The organism is Mesorhizobium sp. M0185 (assembly GCF_040322175.1).
Classification (GTDB): Bacteria; Pseudomonadota; Alphaproteobacteria; order Rhizobiales; family Rhizobiaceae; genus Mesorhizobium.
On sequence record NZ_JAMYSY010000019.1, the window covers coordinates 85,000 to 99,935 of the forward strand.

A 14,936-nucleotide genomic window follows, 5' to 3' on the forward strand; every position below is an offset into this window, starting at 1 on the left:
AATCGCCGTCTGGCATGACCGAGCCCGGCGACACGCTTCTGGACCGACTTGGCCGCTGGCTTGCCGGCCGGCTGCAGGAGGAATCGTCCGGCTACGAGCCTTACACGCCGTCGGACGCCGAAACGTTGCGCCGCACGCTCGAGCCCGGCGACATCCTGCTCATCGAAGGCAACCAGAAGATCTCGGCGGCGATCAAATACCTCACCCAGTCGACCTGGTCGCATGCCGCCTTCTATATCGGCGATGCATTGCCGGAGCCGGAGGACGGATCGGAGCGGCGGCGCCTGATCGAGGTCACGCTCGGCGATGGCTGCATCGCCGTGCCGCTGTCGCGCTATCGCAGCTACAACACCCGCATCTGCCGTGCGAGTGGCCTGGCTCCGGATGACCGCGAAGCGGTCGTCGCGTTCATGATCGGCAGGCTCGGTTTCAGATACGATCTCAAGAACATATTCGACATGCTGCGCTACTTCTTGCCGACGCCGCCGGTGCCGGTGCGCTGGCGCCGCCGCATGCTGGCTTTCGGTTCCGGCGACCCGACGCGCGCCATCTGCTCGTCGCTGATCGCCGAGGCGTATGGCCTGATCCGCTACCCGATCCTGCCGGAGATTACCCGGGCGCCTGGCCGTGCCTCGGCCCAGTCGAGCTATTCGCGCAGGGAAATCCTGCACATCCGCCATCACTCGCTCTACACGCCGCGCGATTTCGACCTGTCGCCCTATTTCCGTATTGTCAAGCCGACGCTGGAATACGGCTTCGACTACCGGCAGATGGTCTGGGATGACAAGGTGGCGAACAAGACCGCCGAATAGCCGCTCGATCTTGTGTTTGCGGCCGATACTCAGGGGTAAGAAGCTCAGTCAGACTGGCTGCCGCCAACAGCCCGGACTCGGTCGTTCTGCATTTTGACCTAGGCCGGCAGACGTCGTCCGTTTGCGGCAGCCGCAACTCGATCGTCGGTCCGTGCGCCTGCGTCGCGCGGATGCGGCCCGATCGGCATGATCACCGGGAACGGCGTTGCGCCGAACGCAAACGTCCATTTGTAGCCGACCAGTCGGTCTTCAGGCGTCGTGTGCTGGTCGTGATGAGCAAGCAATTTGGCGCGCTCCGCCAATTCCTCCGCCTCGCGCCTGACCATTTCCGCCGTTTCCGGCCGCATCCGCCTGGAGAAGCTGACGAACGTCGACTCGCGCTCAAGATGGGTGATGGCCCAGCCGATGAAATTCTTGTTGGTCGTCTCGAACAGCGGCCGCAATGGCCCCTCGAAATTCCACTGGATCGGCGCCTCGATCAGCAGCCTTGCCGACAGGCCGCGACCGAGCGCGACCAGGCCGAGTTCCTCGAGCTCGCGCAGATAGAGGAACATCGAAGCCTCGCTCAGCCCTTGTGAGCGCATGATGCCTTCGGGCGTGAATTTCTCGGAAAGCATGACAAAGACGAACAGCAGTGCCGGCCGCCCGGCGAGCTTGCGCTCGATCTCCGGCGCGATCTGGTTGGCGGGTCCTGGTCCTCTGTTCATAGAGCCGAGCACGTTCTCCAACTCTACGCCGGCGGCAGTGCAGATCTCCATCAGCCGGTCGAGCTTGCAGTTGCGCTCGTGGAAGATGCGCTTCACCGTCGGCTCGGAAACACCCATCCGCTCGGCAAGGACGCGATAGGTGATGCCCTTTGTCTTAAGCGTCCGCTTCTGCGCTTCGAAGATCAGGCCGTTCATGGGATGCACCTCTTTTGCACGATTTGGTATCAGCCTTCGGTACTAGTCCTGATAGCTCTTCCCGAAAAGTATCGAAAGGCCTAGCTCTCCGCCAGTCCATTACAGGAGACTAGCCATGAAGAGCCTCTTCACCTCGATACTTCTCGCCCTGGTCGGCATCGCAGCCGCGCCGGCAGTTCAGGCCGCTGAACTCTGGCGCACCGGCGGCCTCGAGCAGCCTGAGTCGGCGCTGTTCGACGCCGCCGGCCAGCGCGTTGTTGTCTCGAACATCGTCGGCAATCCCGGCGAAGCCGACGGCAACGGCTATCTGTCGATCCTGTCGATGGACGGCAAGCTAGTCACGCAACACTGGACCGACGGCATGGACGCGCCCAAGGGCATGGCGATTGACGGCGGCAAACTCTACGTCGCCGACCTCACCCATGTGCGCGTCGTCGATCTCGCAAGCGGCAAGCTAACATCGACGATCGACGTGCCGAACGCGGTCTTCCTCAACGACGTGACCGCCGACGCGTCCGGCAAGATCTATGTCACGGATATGCTTGCCGATACGATCTATCGCATCGACGGCGACCGGCCCGAACTGTTCGTCAGGGATGCGGCGCTTGCTTCGCCGAATGGCATCTTCGCCGATGGCGGCCGGCTGATCGTCGCTTCCTGGGGCAAGGGCATCAAGCCCGACTTCAGCACCGCGGAGCCGGGCGGCCTGCTCTCGGTCGATCTTGCCACCAAGGCCGTTTCGCCACTGCCCGGCGCGGAAAAATTTGCCAACCTCGATGGCGTCGTTGCCATCGGCGGCAGCATCTACGCCACCGCGTATATGACCGGCACGCTCTACCGCTACAAAGCCGGCGGCACGCCGCAAGCGGTTGCGACGTTCAAGCCGGGCAGCGCGGACATCGGCACCGACGGCAAGTCGACAATCTTCGTGCCGCTGATGAACGACGGCGAGATCGCGGCATTGGGCCTCGACTAAGCCAGCCATCGGCTCAGGCGGCGGGCGCGGCTTTCTTCAGCTGCGCCCGCGATCCGTGATCGAGGCGGCATAAGTCACCAGCGGCCGCTTGACGCCGTGGTTGATCAGCATGCGGCGTATCTGCGGCGAAGCGCCTGATATAATGAAGCGAACGCCGGCGCGGCTCGCCTTGTGGGCCGCACCCTCGATGACATTGGCCGCCGTTGAATCGAAGAACGGCATCGCCGAACAGTCGAGGATGAAGTTCCTGCGCTGGCGCGGTCGGCGACGTCTTCCTGCACCAAGGATTGATGGTCTGCCTCCAAACATGCAGCACTCTTTGCCAGCCGATGCACTGTGATGCTACAAACCTCGGCATCGTTTGCCGGGACATCCACTGCGATCCCGATTTCACAGGCACGACTTCAAAAGGATGAGCGGGTGAAGATATTCAAAGCGCTGGCGACCTCGACAGCCTTGCTGTCGATGGTTTTCCTGCTGGCAGGCTGCGGTCATGGCCTGGTCAACAGGCTGATTTGAGTCAGGTGCCGTCGGCCCGCCCAAGCCATCGCTGCAGGAACCGTGCCGCAAGCCAGCACAGCATCGCCCAGGCAAAGCCGGCGCACCAGCCGGCCAATACGTCGGACGGCCAGTGGACGCCGAGATAGATGCGGCTGATGCCGACCACCACCGTCGTCAGCACCGCCAGCCCGAGTACATAGATCTTCGTTGTCCGCCCGGGCAAAAACCGCGCCGCCATGCTGCCCAGCGTCAAATATGTCACCGCCGACAGCATGGCGTGGCCGCTCGGAAACGAAAGCGATGCCACATCGGCGAGATGCGAGACCAGATCAGGGCGCGGCCGGTCGATGTCGAATTTCAGCACGCTTGACAGGAGCTGGCCGCCCGCTACCGCGACGAACATGAGAAGCGCCGCGCCTGGCCTGCGGATAAGAAGCAGATAGACGATCATTGCTGCCGTGATCAGCAGCAGTACGCTGGCGCTGCCGAGGCTGGTGATGTCGCGCATCGCCCCTTCCAGCCACGCCGGTCCGATCGGATTGTCGGGCTGGCCGGCCTTGCGGAAGGCAAGCAGGATTTCGGTGTCGAAGGCATGCGGCGTGGTCGCCCGCGCCAGCTCCATCAGCTCCTCGAACCCCCACAGCCCGCCGGCAATGACCAGCCCGGCCAGCAGAACCGGGAACTCCAGCCAGTTGGGCAGTCTGCTTGCAATCTTCTTCATCGGCCCGATCGCAGTTACAGCCTTTGCAGATAGGGCCCGAGCGTGATCAGCGCCACAGCTGCGATGGCAAGCACGATGCCGGTTGCCTGCAAGGCATTGACGCGCTCGCCGAAGAAGACCAGCGCCACCACATTCACCGACACCAGCTGGATCACCGCCGACAGGCTGAACGACACCGACATGCCGAATTCACGGATCAGCCTCAGCATGATCAGATTGCCCAGCGAATAGAGCGCCAACGTCAGCACAATCTTGCCGAGGCTCGGCGCCAGCCCCCACTGTTTTGCGGCCATCGCCGCCAGCAGGAAGATCACCGTCGAAACGCAGAGCTGCCCAAGTCCCCAGAAACTCACTTTTGTTCCTCCCGATGCGGTCCCTACCGCCTGCCGCAGCTCTTGTTTCCGAAGCGCCGGTCGCGGTCAAGCGGGGCCGATGTTGGATACGAAATCGCAGGTGGCAATTAGCCGGCATGTCATCAAACTGTGACCTGCCGGTAATACCGGATTGGCCAGGCAACACGCTCCAGCAATCCATCCAGCCAGAGGCAGGCCCTATGACCGAACATCGCACCCCTGACGCCCATTTCCGCACCAGCCTGCTCGAGGAAAACGATGGGCCAGGAGCCAATCCCACCGACAACCGCACCATGGGTGAGATCATCGCCGCGCGGTTCTCACGCCGCGGCTTCCTCAAGGGTTCGCTTGCCGTCTCGGCCATAGCCGCTACCGTCAGCCCGCTGGCGCTGATCACCGCCGACAATGCCCGCGCCGCCGAAGGCTCCGCCTTCGCTTTTGACGAGCTCGAGGCCGGCATCGACGACAAGCATCACGTCGCACCCGGCTATGACGCCGATGTACTGCTGCGCTGGGGCGATCCGCTGTTCGCCGATTCGCCGGAATTCGATCCGACAAAACAGTCGGCGGAAGCCCAGGCCAGACAATTCGGCTACAACAACGACTATGTCGGCTATATCCCGATCGACGGCTCGGCCGAGCACGGCCTGCTGGTGGTCAACCACGAATACACCAATCCGCACCTGATGTTTCCGGGCCTCGTCACCATCATCGACGGCAAGGCCAAGCAGGCGCCCCTCAGCAAGGAACAAGTCGACGTCGAGATGACGGCGCATGGCGGCACTATCGTCGAGATACGCAAGGTATCAGGCAAATGGCAGGTCGTTCGCGACGGCAAGCTCAACCGCCGCATCACCTCCAACACCGAGATCGCGCTCTCCGGCCCGGTCGCCGGCCACGACCGCGTCAAGACCAGCGCCGATCCGACCGGCACGAAAGTCATCGGCACCATCAACAATTGCGCCGGCGGCGTCACGCCATGGGGCACCTATGTCATGGCCGAGGAGAACATCCACGGCTATTTCTCGGGCGAGCTGCCGCAGGGGCATAAGGAAGCCGCCAATTACAAGCGCCTCGGCATTCCCGAAGGTGCCTATGAATGGGCAGCGCATTACGACCGTTTCGATATCGGCAAGGAGCCGAACGAGCCGAACCGCTTCGGCTGGATCGTCGAGGTCGACGTCCAGGATCCGACTTCGGCGCCGAGGAAGCGCACCGCGATGGGGCGCTTCAAGCATGAGGGCGCCGAATCGATCGTCGCCAAGGATGGCCGTGTCGTCTTCTATCTCGGCGACGACGAGCGCTTCGATTATGTCTATAAGTTCGTCACCACAGGCAAGTTCGATCCGGACGACCGCGCCGCCAACATGGATTTGCTCGACGACGGCACCTTGCATGTCGCCAAGTTTGCCGACGACGGTTCGGTCGAGTGGCTGCCGATCGTCTTCGGCCAGGGGCCGCTGACGGCGGAGAACGGCTTCGACAGCCAGGCCGACGTGCTGATCGAGACGCGCCGCGCCGCCGACCTGCTCGGCGCCACCAAGATGGACCGCCCGGAAGACATCCAGCCCAATGCCACCAACGGCAAGGTCTACGTCATGCTGACCAACAATTCGAAGCGCAAGGCCGACCAGGTCGACGCCGCCAACCCGCGTGCCGAGAACGCCTTTGGCCACATCATCGAGATCGTCGAGGACGGCGGTGATTTCACCGCGACAAAGGGTAGGTGGGAAATCCTGCTGAAATGCGGCGATCCCGCTGTGGCCGACGTCGGCGCCACCTTCTCGACCGCAACCACCGCCAATGGCTGGTTCGGCATGCCGGACAATTGCACGGTAGATTCGGCCGGCCGCCTCTGGGTCGCCACCGACGGCCAGGGCCCGAAAGCCACCGGCCGCACCGACGGTCTGTGGGCTGTCGATACGGAAGGGACGGCACGGGCGACATCAAAGCTGTTCTTCCGCGTGCCGATCGGCGCCGAAATGTGCGGTCCCCTGTTTGCGCCGGACGACCAGACCGCCTTCGTTGCCGTCCAGCATCCGGGCGACGGCGGCGAGGACTGGGAGGCTTTCGGCCGTCCGTCCTATTATGAGGATTTGTCGACGCGCTGGCCCGACTTCAAGCCGGACATGCCGGTGCGCCCGGCGGTCGTTGCCATCACCAGGCAAGGCGGCGGCAAGATCGCGGTCTGACACGCAGCAAGATCTTGCAGTCTCAAGGAAGGATTTCGGCGACACGAAATCCTTCCTTTTCCGATGCGCGGATGCATCCATGCTGCGCATCATACGCCGACTAATCATTCGCTGCGCTGAACCACGGCGACATTCATTGTGCTTCGCAACCTGAAGCCGATGGACTCGTATAACGCTATGGCCGCGGCGTTGCTGGCATAGGCGTGGAGATAGGGAACTTCGCCGCGCGCCACTATCCGGTTTGCCACGAATAGGGACAGCAGCTTTCCTAGGCCACCGCCGCGAAATTCCGGATGTGAGCACACCCCGCTGAGTTCGGTATAACCAGGTTGCTTCATGCGCTCGCCGGCCATTGCCGCAAGCCTGCCCTCGATTTTCACACCCCAAAAATCGCCCAGGCTCAAGGCTTCGAGCGTGAATGGGCCAGGCTTGGTGAGCAATGCCAGGGCGAGCATCTCAGCAGCATCGTCTCGGGTCAGACGATGCACGCGCGGGTCGGAGACGATCTGCAATGGCTGCTCGGCGATCATCTGAACCCCGGCTGCGGTCGAAGTCGCGGAAAGCCCCGTGGGCAGAGCAATCGCGTCCGCTTGAAGCAGGATCACACTCTCGCCCGGGGAGACAAGGTTTTCGAGCGCCCGCAGGCTTTCCGGGTCGTCCGCGCCAGTGGCGGCGAAAGGGACGATCGACGGCCGATATCGCATGGCGAGGTTGTCACCCTCCGCGAAGGCCCGATGTCGCGTCTGAAGCGCGCTCCAGATAGGGCGGTCGAGCAGATGTCTCATTGCGCGGCACCCTCAGGCTTATTTACACGACGGTCGAGAGGGGCAGCGGCGAGGCCGTCCTCGATGGCAGCCAGCTGCTCAAGAAGCGGCCCCGAAAAACCTGCGCACAAATCCGCGACCACGTTCTCGATGCAAGGCCAGACGTCGCGCTTTGCGACATCGACCAGCCGCCGGCCGTCCCGAGTAAGCGAGACGATCCTGCGCCGCTGGTCATCGTTCGACGGACTGACCTCGAGCAATCCCAATCCGGCCAGAAGCGAGACGGTTCGCGTCACACCCGGCTGCGCGATCCCAAGGGATTGCGCCAGTTCCCCGACCGGCAGTGGGCCCAGCCTGTCGAGCGCGGCCAGCAGCGGGTATTGGCTCGCCTGAACCGGGACATCCAGCCTGTCGAGCAGGCGCTGCGCCTCCGCTTGCAGTTGCTCGCCTATACGCTTCAGCCTGCTGCCCAGGCACAGGAAGCCAAGCGATCGTATGACGTCTTCCATAGGTCAATTTTCATCCCCGTGAACATCGATAACATGATATATAACAATGCATGAAAAGCAAGATCGAGGCGTTCAAGCGCGAGTTCCAGGCATCGTGCGCAGGCCTATGTCGCCTTCGGCAAGGAAAGGTCGATCGATAAGGCTGCTTCGCCTGGACGAGGCCCGTTCGATCAGTTGCGCAGCCGGTAGCCGGTCCTGAAGATCCAGGCGACGATCGCTATGCAGATGAGCAGGAAGACCACCGTCATGCCGAGGCTGACGCCGACTGAAACGTCGGACTTGCCGTAGAAGCTCCAGCGGAACCCACTGACCAGGTAGACCACCGGGTTGAACAGCGTCACCGTGCGCCAGATGCCGGGCAGCATGTTGATCGAATAGAAGCTGCCGCCGAGGAAGGTCAGCGGCGTGATGATCAGCAGCGGCACGAGCTGCAGCTGCTCGAAGCTCTTCGCCCAGATGCCGATGATAAAGCCGAACAGGCTGAAGGTCACCGCCGTCAGCACCAGGAAGGCGAGCATCCAGAACGGATGCTCGATCGTCAGCGGCACGAACAGCGAGGCCGTCGCCAGGATGATCAGGCCAAGCACGATCGACTTTGTCGCCGCGCCCCCGACATAGGCGATGACGATCTCCAGATAGGACACCGGCGCGGACAGCAATTCGTAGATCGAGCCGACGAATTTCGGAAAATAGATGGCGAAAGAGGCGTTGGAGATCGATTGCGTCAGCAGCGACAGCATGATCAGCCCCGGTACGATGAAGGCGCCGTAGCTGATGCCGTCGATCTCGGTGATGCGCGAGCCGATGGCCGAACCGAAGACGACGAAATAGAGCGACGTCGAAATGACCGGCGAAACGATGCTCTGCAGCACAGTGCGAAGGGCGCGCGCCATCTCCACCCGATAGATCGCCCATACCGCATGAAGATTCATGGCCGCGCGCGGGTTCATGCCGGTTTCCTCACCAGATTGACGAAGATCTCCTCGAGCGAGCTGTTTTCCGTATCGATGTCGCGGAACTGGATGCCGGCCGCCTCGAGCTCGCGGATCAGCGAGGCGACGCCCGGCCGTTCGCTCTGGTTGTCATAAGTATAGGTCAGCTGTCCGCCATCCGGCGAAAGCTCCAGCGCGTAGTGCGAAAAAGTATCGGGAACGGTGGCCAGGGGACTGCGCAGTTCCAGCACAAGCCGTTTGCGGCCAAGCTTGCGCATCAGCTCGGCCTTGTCCTCCACCAGCACGATCTCGCCGCGGTTGATGACGCCGACGCGGTCGGCCATCGCCTCGGCTTCTTCGATGTAATGCGTGGTCAGGATGATGGTGACGCCGTCTTCGCGCAGCCGGCGCACCATCGCCCACATGTCCTGGCGCAGCTCGACATCGACGCCTGCCGTCGGTTCGTCGAGGAACAGGATGCGCGGCTCGTGCGACAGCGCCTTGGCAATCATCAGCCGGCGCTTCATGCCGCCGGACAGCGTGATCGCCTTGGCGTCCTTCTTGTCCCAGAGCGACAGGTCGCGCAGCACCTTTTCGACGAACGCCTTGTCCGCCGGCTTGCCGAACAGGCCGCGGCTGTAGTTGACCGTCGCCCACACGCTCTCGAAGGCGTCGATGGTCAGTTCCTGCGGCACCAGCCCGATCAGACTGCGCGCGGCGCGGTAGTCGCGGTTGATGTCATGGCCGTCGACGGTGACGGAACCCGACGAGCGGTTGACGATGCCGCAGACGATCGAGATCAGCGTTGTCTTGCCGGCGCCATTCGGCCCGAGCAGCGCAAAGATCTCGCCGCGCACGATGTCGAGATTGATCTCCTTCAGCGCCTTGAAGCCGGTGGCGTAGGTCTTGGTGACCCCGGAAATCGAGATGATCGGCTGCATGGCTGAAAACGACTGCTTGAAACAGAGTTGTTGATTTAATCCGCTGAATGTCGGTTCGCAAATCCGGATGTCAATGGCGCTCCTGACAGTTCTGGACCATCGAGGTTCGCCGGAATAGGCAACACCTGCCCGGTCGTCCAGCCAAATTCCACGTAAAAGCAGATTAACCGCACTGCGGCGTTCCGCCTCGCGGCGGGACGCCGCTTTGACCGTCCGGTGCATCAAGCCTATCCTTCAACAAACAAGCAGCAGCCGGAGCCGCCATGGACCCGCTCATTCTGTCGCGCATACAGTTCGGCGCGAACATCTCGTTCCACATCCTGTTCCCGGCGATCACCATCGCGCTCGGCTGGGTGCTGCTGTTCTTCAAGCTCCGCTACAACGCGACAAACGATTCCGCCTGGATGCGCGCTTATTTCACCTGGGTTAAGGTATTCGCGCTGTCCTTCGCCATGGGCGTGGTTTCCGGCGTCACCATGAGTTTTCAGTTCGGCACCAACTGGCCGGGCTATATGGAGACGGTCGGCAACATTGCCGGCCCGCTGCTGGCCTACGAGATCCTGACCGCCTTTTTCCTCGAGGCGGCGTTCCTCGGCATCATGCTGTTCGGCTTCCGCCGCGTCTCGAACCGCGTCCACACGCTGGCGACGGTGCTGGTGGCTGGCGGCACCACCTTGTCCGCCTTCTGGATCATCGCACTCAATTCGTGGATGCAGACGCCGGCCGGCTTCGAGATGCGCGATGGTGTAGCGCACGCCACCGACTGGTGGGCCGTTGTCTTCAATCCGTCCATGCCCTACCGGCTCGTCCATATGCTGCTTGCTTCGGGGCTGACCGTCTCGTTCCTGGTCGCCGGCCTGTCGGCGCTCCGCTATCTCTACGGCGATCGCTCGGAATCGATGTGGAAGGCCTTGCGCACCGGCGTCTTCACCGCCGCGATCCTGATTCCCATCCAGATCTTTGCCGGCGACCAGCACGGCCTCAACACGCTGGAACACCAGCCGCAGAAGATCGCCGCGATGGAGGCCAACTGGAACACCGGTCCCAACGTGCCGCTGGTGCTGTTTGCGCTTCCCGATGAAGCGGCCAAGGAGAACAGGTTCGAGCTCACCATTCCCGATGGCGCCAGCCTCATCCTCAGGCACAGCGCCGGCGGCATCGTACCGGGGCTGAACGATTATGCCGGCAACCATCCCCCGGTATTTCCGGTGTTCTGGGGCTTTCGCATCATGGTCGGCACCGGCCTCCTGATGCTCGGCGTATCCTGGTCGGCGGCCTTCTTCCTCAAGCGCCGCCACAGCCTGCCAAAGCCGCTGGCGCTGATCATGGTGCCGATGGCGCTGTCCGGCTGGCTGGCGACGCTGGCCGGCTGGTACACCACCGAGATCGGCCGCCAGCCCTGGCTGGTCACCGGCGTGCTGCGTACCGCCGATGCCGTCGGCCCCGTCGCCGGCAGCCATGTCGCGCTGTCGCTCGCGGTCTATCTCATCCTCTATGTGCTGCTCTTGATCGCCTATCTCGGCGTGTTGGTGCATCTGGCATTGAAGGCGGCGAAGGATGGTGACACCTCGCCGCTGCCGGGCGTCATGAACAGGCCGCTGTCGCAGCCGGTTGCGCAACCAGGAGAAACATCATGAGCGTCGACTGGCCGACCCTGCTGCCTCTGATCTTCGCCGGCCTGATGGGCCTCGCTATCCTGATCTACGTCATCCTCGACGGCTTCGATCTCGGCATCGGCATCCTGTTCGCCGCGGCCGAAGACACCGAGCAGGATACGATGATCGCCGCCATCGGCCCGTTCTGGGACGCCAACGAGACCTGGCTGGTGCTGGCGGTCGGCTTGCTGCTGGTCGCCTTCCCATTGGCGCACGGCACCATCCTGACGGCGCTCTACATTCCGGTCTTCGTGCTGCTGGTCGGCTTGATCCTGCGCGGCGTCGCCTTCGATTTCCGCGCCAAGGTGCCTGCCGGCAGGAAGCACCGCTGGAACCGCATCTTTTTCCTCGGCTCGGTCATCGCGTCGCTGGCGCAAGGTTATATGCTCGGCGTCTATGTGCTCGGCCTCGACGTCGGCCCTGGCGGCGTCGCTTTCGGCGCACTGGTGGCGCTCTGCCTTGCCGCGGCCTACGCGGCGATGGGCGCGGCCTGGGTCATCTATAAGACCGAAGGCGATCTGCAGAAGAAGGCGGTGCTGTGGCTGCGCACGGCGTTGGTGCTGACCGCGCTCGGCATGGTCGCGGTATCGCTGGCCACGCCCTTTGCCAGCGCGCGCATCTTCGACAAATGGTTCGTCTGGCCGGCCATGCTCTATTTGTCGCCGCTCCCGATCCTGTCGGCAGTGCTGTTCCTGTGGCTGTGGCGCCAGACCTTCCATCTGCCGAAACCCGGCGACCGCCACGCGCTGCTCCCGTTCCTGACATTGGCCGCGATCTTCACGCTCGGCTTTGCCGGCCTCGCCTGGTCGTTCTACCCCTTCGTGGTGCCCGACCGGCTGACCATCTGGCAGGCTGCTTCGGCACCCGAAAGCCTGGCCGTCATCCTGGTCGGGACGGTCGTCGTGTTGCCGATCATCATCTTCTATTCGTTCTTTGCCTACCGGGTATTCGCCGGCAAGGCGACGGACCTGACCTATGACTGACCGGCATCGTCGCCGCCGCCTGAAACAGAATATTCATCTTCAAGCGGAATAACCTTCTCTGGCCGGCCCAGCAGAATCGCCGGCAAGAAGAAGGGCAACAGAATGACCCCCTTTTCTGCGGCAGGACAGGATCGGCTGCTGCTTTTGCTGATCCGGACGGTCGCGCTGATCGGCGCACTCGCGCTTGCCGGCCTGCTGCCGGCCATGCCGCAGGCGCATGCCCAGGACGCGGCCAACTGGACGGGCGTGTGGGACACGAAGTGGCGCGGCGGCGGCGCCCAGATCAAGTTCGAGCAGACGGGCACTGACGTAAAGGGCATGTACCCGCTTTATAACGGCCGTATCGAGGCCAAGGCCGAAGGCGACAAGCTTGTCGGCCACTGGTTCGAAGGCGCCCGCCAGGGCGCCTTCACCTTCGTCCAATCGCCCGACGGCGGCAGCTTCATGGGCCGCTTCGACGCCGCCACCGCCGAATGGTGGACAGGCGTGCGCGTCAGCGCCGTCGAGGACGTCCGCGTCGACCAGTCGAGCCCGATGAGCACCATGCGCTCGTTCCTGCAGACGATGAACGAGAGCGGCGCCGACAACGTGCCGCGCGCCACCGGCGGCGGCATGGGTCTTGCCGGTCTGGCAGCGGGTCTCGTCGACGTCACCGAGGCCGACCGCGGCGGCCTCAACATGCCCGATTACACCAAGCTTCTGTTCACCGTCATCGACAACGCGACGTTCCGTCTGTGGAGCCTGCCGCATGATGCGATTTCCGGAGACGAGGTGACGTCGACGCTGCCGCAATACGGAACCAGGATCTCCTTCGACGTCACTGTTCGTCGCAAGAATGGCGACTGGTTCATCGTCGGGCCGCCACTTGCCCAGCTCCAGGCCAAGCTCGCCGAATTCCAGGAAGCGCGTGGCGAAGCCGTCGACATGGTCGACGATCCGAGCAGGCTCGCCTCGCCGCGCGACACGTTCAAGGTACTGTTGAGCGGCCTCACCGAAGCCGGCGACCCGGCCCAGGCGGCGCTCGACCTGCGCAACTACAGTCAGGCGGTGCGTGGCGACGAGGCGTTCCTGCTCGAGCGCTATCTCAAAAAGGTCATCGACCGCATCGGCTACGTCTATTGGCAGGAGATCCCCGACGATCCGAAGAGCAACACCCCCTTCGTCTATTTCGAGCATCCCGCCGGCAACATCGTCATCGGCCCGGTCGAGACTGAGAAGGGCAAGATCTGGCAGTTCACGCCCGAGACGCTCGCCCACATCCGCGCGCTCTACGCCGATGTCGAAGACGTGCCGGTGGCGCCGGAATTCGCCGCCTTCGCCAGCACCGACCCGTTCTTCATCGCCCGTGGCCTCGCCCGCGAGATCAGCCCCGGCCTGCTTACCCGCGCCGGCCCGATGGAGCGCTGGCAATGGTCGATGCTCGGCCTTGCCGCACTGGCCGGCATCCTCTTCGGCTTCATCGCCAATGCGCTGATTTCCTTGCTTGTGCGAAGGACGGACAGCCCGGCCTTCTTCCGCATTGTCGAATGGGCGGTGCGCTCGATCGTGCTTGGCTTCTTCCTGCTGTTGACGCTGCGCCCGCTCGGTCTGCCGCAAGTGGTCGCCGCCCCGGTCAAGGCAATCGCCTGGAGCCTGGTCGTGATTGGCGCCGTGCCGGTGGTCTGGCACCTGATCGGCAAGGTCGCCGACCATTACCGTGGACTGTGGCAGGTGCCCGGCTATCACGACACGCTGATTTCGCTGTCCACCGGCGTGGCGCGCGTCGCCGTGCTGGTCGTCGCCTTCCTGCTGCTGGCCGAAGTGCTCGCCATCCCCTACGAAGGCGTCATTGCCGGTCTCGGCATCGGCGGTCTGGCGGTGGCGCTGGCCGCGCAGCCGACGCTGCAGAACTTCCTCTCCGGCCTGACGCTTTATGCCGACCGGCCGGTCAGCGTCGGCGACTTCTGCAAGTTCGGCGACCAGTCCGGCACGATCGAGCATATCGGCATGCGCTCGACGCGCATCCGGTCGCTCGACCGCACGATCATCTCGGTGCCGAACTCGGATTTCGCCGGCATGCAGATCGAGAACTACGCCCATCGCGACCGCACCCGGTTCGCGGCGACGCTGCAGCTGCGCTACGAGACGACGCCCGATCAGCTACGTTACGTCCTGGCCGAGCTGCGCAAGCTGCTGATCGCCCATCCGCGCGTTATCGACGAGCCGTGCCGCGTGCGCTTTGTCGGCTTCGGCGCCTATTCGCTCGATATCGACGTGTTCACTTATATCAAAACCGCCGACGTGGCCGATTTTCAAGCCATCCGCGAGGACATCCTGTTGTCCATGATCAACATCATGGATGATGCCGGCGCGCAGTTCGCCTTCCCTTCGTCACTGGAATACAGAGCCACCGACCTTCCGGTCGACGACGAAAAACGCATCGCCGCGGAGAAAAGGGTCAGCGATTGGCGCGAGGCGCAAAACCTGCCTTTCCCCGACTTCAGCCAGATCGACAAATTCGCCCTCAACAACACACTTGCCTACCCGCCTGAGGGCTCGGCGCATTATCGCGAGACAGAGCCCGACCCGGACTCGGCCGAGGCAAAGGCGACGCTGGAGAAGGTGCGCTGGAGCCTGCCCTGGAAAAAGGGGGAGTAGTGCGAAGCGCGGAAACTGCTGATCTCCCCCCTTGAGGGGGAGATGTCGCTGAAAGCGA

Annotated in this window: 13 protein-coding genes and 1 pseudogene; 6 read left to right on the forward strand and 8 right to left on the reverse strand. The window is 63.2% G+C overall.

Annotation, left to right across the window (positions count from 1 at the left end; translation table 11 throughout):
* Window positions 1–14 precede the first annotated feature (14 nt).
* Window positions 15–812: a C40 family peptidase gene (locus NKJ20_RS17225; RefSeq protein WP_352745591.1), complete on the forward strand. Its 798-nt coding sequence runs from the start codon at window positions 15–17 to the stop codon at window positions 810–812.
* Window positions 813–910: 98 nt separating this feature from the next.
* On the opposite strand, the gene NKJ20_RS17230 is transcribed toward NKJ20_RS17225, so the two are convergent.
* Window positions 911–1,714 (reverse strand): helix-turn-helix domain-containing protein, encoded by an 804-nt coding sequence (locus NKJ20_RS17230; RefSeq protein ID WP_352745594.1) that lies wholly within the window; start codon window positions 1,712–1,714, stop codon window positions 911–913.
* Window positions 1,715–1,829: 115 nt separating this feature from the next.
* Here NKJ20_RS17230 and NKJ20_RS17235 point away from each other — a divergent pair, with 115 nt between their 5' ends.
* Window positions 1,830–2,690: an SMP-30/gluconolactonase/LRE family protein gene (locus NKJ20_RS17235; protein WP_352745596.1), complete on the forward strand. Its 861-nt coding sequence runs from the start codon at window positions 1,830–1,832 to the stop codon at window positions 2,688–2,690.
* A 36-nt stretch (window positions 2,691–2,726) separates the two neighbouring features.
* On the opposite strand, the pseudogene NKJ20_RS17240 reads toward NKJ20_RS17235, so the two are convergent.
* From NKJ20_RS17240 to NKJ20_RS17250, 3 genes and pseudogenes are all read right to left on the reverse strand, one after another.
* Window positions 2,727–2,951: pseudogene (locus tag NKJ20_RS17240) on the reverse strand (sodium-independent anion transporter); the annotation flags it as partial.
* A gap of 259 nt (window positions 2,952–3,210) precedes the next feature.
* On the reverse strand, window positions 3,211–3,912 hold the full coding sequence (locus NKJ20_RS17245; protein ID WP_352745599.1) for a phosphatase PAP2 family protein: 702 nt from the start codon (window positions 3,910–3,912) through the stop codon (window positions 3,211–3,213).
* A 14-nt stretch (window positions 3,913–3,926) separates the two neighbouring features.
* On the reverse strand, window positions 3,927–4,265 hold the full coding sequence (locus tag NKJ20_RS17250; protein ID WP_023679017.1) for a hypothetical protein: 339 nt from the start codon (window positions 4,263–4,265) through the stop codon (window positions 3,927–3,929).
* Between the two features lie 200 nt (window positions 4,266–4,465).
* On the opposite strand from NKJ20_RS17250, the gene NKJ20_RS17255 reads away from it, so the two are divergent.
* The gene (locus tag NKJ20_RS17255) at window positions 4,466–6,457 is read left to right on the forward strand and encodes a PhoX family protein (protein ID WP_352702101.1); all 1,992 of its coding nucleotides are present in this window, start codon (window positions 4,466–4,468) and stop codon (window positions 6,455–6,457) included.
* A 104-nt stretch (window positions 6,458–6,561) separates the two neighbouring features.
* Here the strand turns inward: NKJ20_RS17255 and NKJ20_RS17260 are convergent, their stop codons facing one another.
* From NKJ20_RS17260 to NKJ20_RS17275, 4 genes are all read right to left on the reverse strand, one after another.
* A complete protein-coding gene (locus NKJ20_RS17260) occupies window positions 6,562–7,242 on the reverse strand; it encodes a GNAT family N-acetyltransferase (protein WP_352457878.1) in 681 nt (226 codons plus the stop codon).
* Window positions 7,239–7,730, reverse strand: coding sequence for a MarR family winged helix-turn-helix transcriptional regulator (locus tag NKJ20_RS17265; protein ID WP_352451845.1), 492 nt, complete (start codon window positions 7,728–7,730; stop codon window positions 7,239–7,241). The genes NKJ20_RS17260 and NKJ20_RS17265 overlap by 4 nt, the downstream gene beginning before the upstream one ends.
* A 170-nt stretch (window positions 7,731–7,900) precedes the next feature.
* Window positions 7,901–8,662: an ABC transporter permease gene (locus NKJ20_RS17270; RefSeq protein WP_352451914.1), complete on the reverse strand. Its 762-nt coding sequence runs from the start codon at window positions 8,660–8,662 to the stop codon at window positions 7,901–7,903.
* 14 nt (window positions 8,663–8,676) lie between these two features.
* Entirely contained in the window at window positions 8,677–9,603 is a 927-nt protein-coding gene (locus NKJ20_RS17275) for an ABC transporter ATP-binding protein (RefSeq protein ID WP_352457877.1), read from the reverse strand.
* A 263-nt stretch (window positions 9,604–9,866) separates the two neighbouring features.
* Here NKJ20_RS17275 and NKJ20_RS17280 point away from each other — a divergent pair, with 263 nt between their 5' ends.
* The 3 genes from NKJ20_RS17280 to NKJ20_RS17290 all read left to right on the forward strand — a co-directional run bounded on the left by NKJ20_RS17280 (window position 9,867) and on the right by NKJ20_RS17290 (window position 14,878).
* A complete protein-coding gene (locus NKJ20_RS17280) occupies window positions 9,867–11,240 on the forward strand; it encodes a cytochrome ubiquinol oxidase subunit I (protein WP_352457876.1) in 1,374 nt (457 codons plus the stop codon).
* The gene (locus NKJ20_RS17285) at window positions 11,237–12,241 is read left to right on the forward strand and encodes a cytochrome d ubiquinol oxidase subunit II (protein ID WP_352457875.1); all 1,005 of its coding nucleotides are present in this window, start codon (window positions 11,237–11,239) and stop codon (window positions 12,239–12,241) included. Before NKJ20_RS17280 ends, NKJ20_RS17285 begins: the two co-directional genes overlap by 4 nt.
* A gap of 102 nt (window positions 12,242–12,343) precedes the next feature.
* Window positions 12,344–14,878 carry a mechanosensitive ion channel family protein gene (locus NKJ20_RS17290; RefSeq protein WP_352745604.1) on the forward strand — a complete coding sequence of 845 codons (2,535 nt, stop codon included), beginning with the start codon at window positions 12,344–12,346 and terminating at the stop codon, window positions 14,876–14,878.
* Window positions 14,879–14,936 lie beyond the last annotated feature (58 nt).

What these genes read in the sequence shown, in the direction of transcription:
- NKJ20_RS17225 (WP_352745591.1), top strand. Translation starts at nt 15, where the DNA reads ATGACCGAGCCCGGCGACACGCTTCTGGACCGACTTGGCCGCTGGCTT.
- NKJ20_RS17230 (WP_352745594.1), bottom strand. Translation starts at nt 1,714, where the DNA reads ATGAACGGCCTGATCTTCGAAGCGCAGAAGCGGACGCTTAAGACAAAG.
- NKJ20_RS17235 (WP_352745596.1), top strand. Translation starts at nt 1,830, where the DNA reads ATGAAGAGCCTCTTCACCTCGATACTTCTCGCCCTGGTCGGCATCGCA.
- NKJ20_RS17245 (WP_352745599.1), bottom strand. Translation starts at nt 3,912, where the DNA reads ATGAAGAAGATTGCAAGCAGACTGCCCAACTGGCTGGAGTTCCCGGTT.
- NKJ20_RS17255 (WP_352702101.1), top strand. Translation starts at nt 4,466, where the DNA reads ATGACCGAACATCGCACCCCTGACGCCCATTTCCGCACCAGCCTGCTC.
- NKJ20_RS17260 (WP_352457878.1), bottom strand. Translation starts at nt 7,242, where the DNA reads ATGAGACATCTGCTCGACCGCCCTATCTGGAGCGCGCTTCAGACGCGA.
- NKJ20_RS17265 (WP_352451845.1), bottom strand. Translation starts at nt 7,730, where the DNA reads ATGGAAGACGTCATACGATCGCTTGGCTTCCTGTGCCTGGGCAGCAGG.
- NKJ20_RS17270 (WP_352451914.1), bottom strand. Translation starts at nt 8,662, where the DNA reads ATGAATCTTCATGCGGTATGGGCGATCTATCGGGTGGAGATGGCGCGC.
- NKJ20_RS17275 (WP_352457877.1), bottom strand. Translation starts at nt 9,603, where the DNA reads ATGCAGCCGATCATCTCGATTTCCGGGGTCACCAAGACCTACGCCACC.
- NKJ20_RS17280 (WP_352457876.1), top strand. Translation starts at nt 9,867, where the DNA reads ATGGACCCGCTCATTCTGTCGCGCATACAGTTCGGCGCGAACATCTCG.
- NKJ20_RS17285 (WP_352457875.1), top strand. Translation starts at nt 11,237, where the DNA reads ATGAGCGTCGACTGGCCGACCCTGCTGCCTCTGATCTTCGCCGGCCTG.
- NKJ20_RS17290 (WP_352745604.1), top strand. Translation starts at nt 12,344, where the DNA reads ATGACCCCCTTTTCTGCGGCAGGACAGGATCGGCTGCTGCTTTTGCTG.